Origin of the sequence: Methanocalculus sp., from assembly GCF_029762515.1 — an archaeon.
In the GTDB taxonomy this organism is placed as follows: domain Archaea; phylum Halobacteriota; class Methanomicrobia; order Methanomicrobiales; family Methanocorpusculaceae; genus Methanocalculus.
On the sequence record NZ_JARVGN010000451.1, the window covers coordinates 1 to 1,738 of the forward strand.

General features: G+C 50.2%; 3 protein-coding genes. All 3 read left to right on the plus strand.

Annotated features, from left to right (window positions below; translation table 11 throughout):
- On the plus strand, positions 1 to 711 hold a 711-nt coding region (locus QCH34_RS12040), incomplete at its 5' end, for a BrxA family protein (protein WP_300334490.1).
- On the plus strand, positions 708 to 1,277 hold the full coding sequence (locus tag QCH34_RS12045; protein WP_300334491.1) for a hypothetical protein: 570 nt from the start codon (positions 708 to 710) through the stop codon (positions 1,275 to 1,277). The genes QCH34_RS12040 and QCH34_RS12045, both read left to right, overlap by 4 nt.
- Positions 1,274 to 1,738, plus strand: a 465-nt coding sequence (locus tag QCH34_RS12050) for a DUF6079 family protein (protein WP_300334493.1), incomplete at its 3' end; no start/stop codon positions are given. The genes QCH34_RS12045 and QCH34_RS12050, both read left to right, overlap by 4 nt.

The following is a 1,738-nucleotide window of genomic DNA, read 5'->3' on the forward strand; positions in this document are numbered from 1 at the left end:
CTGATAGAATCTGAAAAGGTATTTGCCTTGCTGAGTGGGGGAGAATCACTCGATAATATTCGTGAAAAAGCAATCAATGGAACGCTGTTCTCTCAAAAGGCGCAGCTCAGCCGGAAGCGATTCTGGAATATGCTCAGCGTCCGGTATTTTCAATCACCCGACTGGATCATCGATGATCTGATTGTGGCATATCGCAGTGGCCCTCATAGCACGGAATTTACCTCTCTCCTTTACGTGCACTATGCTCTTTGTGATCACCTGACGTTTGATTTCATTACGCAAGTACTCTGGAACAAGTGGAATTCTCACCAGTATGATGTATCACCTGATGATATCCTCAAAATGCTCGATGACACGGTTGAATACGAACCTCAAATTACCACCTGGACCAATGCAACACGAAAGCGCCTTTCAACCATTATTCTCTCTTCATTACGGGATTTTGGCGTTGTTTCAGGGAAGCAGAAGAAAAAGCTCATCAAACCGGTTTTGCCACTCTTTTCTGTTGAACATATCCTGCACATTCTCACAGCAGAAGGAGTGCGGGGAAACGCCGTGCTGAAGGATCCGATCTGGCGGCTCTTTTTTTGTGCTGAGGATGAGGTCGCCCATTATCTCCAGCAACTCGGGCTCAAGCGCAGAATCGGATTTGAACGGGTTGGTGAGACCGTAGTACTTCAGACGCCTGCAGAGTGGGAGGAACAAGTATGAAAAAAGACGACTGGAAATGGAAAATCGGGGAAGCAGTATCGAGAATTAGGACACGCTATGAATTTATCGGGAGAAAGTCGGGAGTCCCCTTCCTGGCGATCGTGTACCCGCTTGCTGCCGAGAAGGCGGTTTTTAGGGAATGGCACACCCAGACGAACGCACTAAAGCCCGAAATCGAGGTGAGGAGTATCGATGTCCTCGGTATCACGCAAAATGTCCTCAAAGAGTTTGGCGTGGAGAATATTGTCGATTCCTTAAACAATCCGGAATGGGGGCAGAATGCAAAAGAAGATCTGACGCGGCTCTGGATCGGTGCGATAGCCGAAGAAGTGCGCACCCAGATGGATCTGAAGGGGGACGGCAGATCCGTACTGAGCCTCGAACGCCTTTCTGCGCTCTACCCGGTCTCCGGGCCCTGGGATGTGATGCAGAGCCTGTGGAACGATGCCCAATCCGCCCTCAATTGTCCGGTGGTCATTTTCATTCCGGGCCAGTTAACCGGCCCCCGGCATTACCGTTTCCTTGAGAAAACCGACGAATTCATGTACAGAGGAGATCTCCTATGAAAATTGCACATATTTTCGAGACCCGCGTGGAGGAAAAGATCGAGCCGGTCATTAAAGTGGCTGAACGCAATAATGAGCACAAGCTTGCCTCCGAAATTGGAAGTTACGTCGTCACTCCCATGATCGAGCGATATCTCGATGATTTTCTTGAACATTATACCGATACGTTCCTGACCAACACGACGGAGATCGGCATGTGGATCTCTGGATATTTTGGATCCGGTAAATCCCACTTCGCCAAGATCCTTGCACTGCTCACTGAAAACAGGACAATCGAGAATGTTTCGGCATGCGATCGGTTCGTGTCGCGTCTCCCCCCTGATTCCAGCCGGAGCGCTTCCATCCAGAGGAGTCTTACACGCATGGACCAGTGCGAGACGCAGGTGCTCGCTTTCAACCTCAATACCCTCGCCGCCAGCAAGACCCGCGAACTCCCCGAACTCCTCCTCTCCCAATACTAT

Excerpts from the sequence above, each read along its gene's own strand:
- QCH34_RS12045 (WP_300334491.1), top strand. The coding sequence starts at position 708 with ATGAAAAAAGACGACTGGAAATGGAAAATCGGGGAAGCAGTATCGAGA.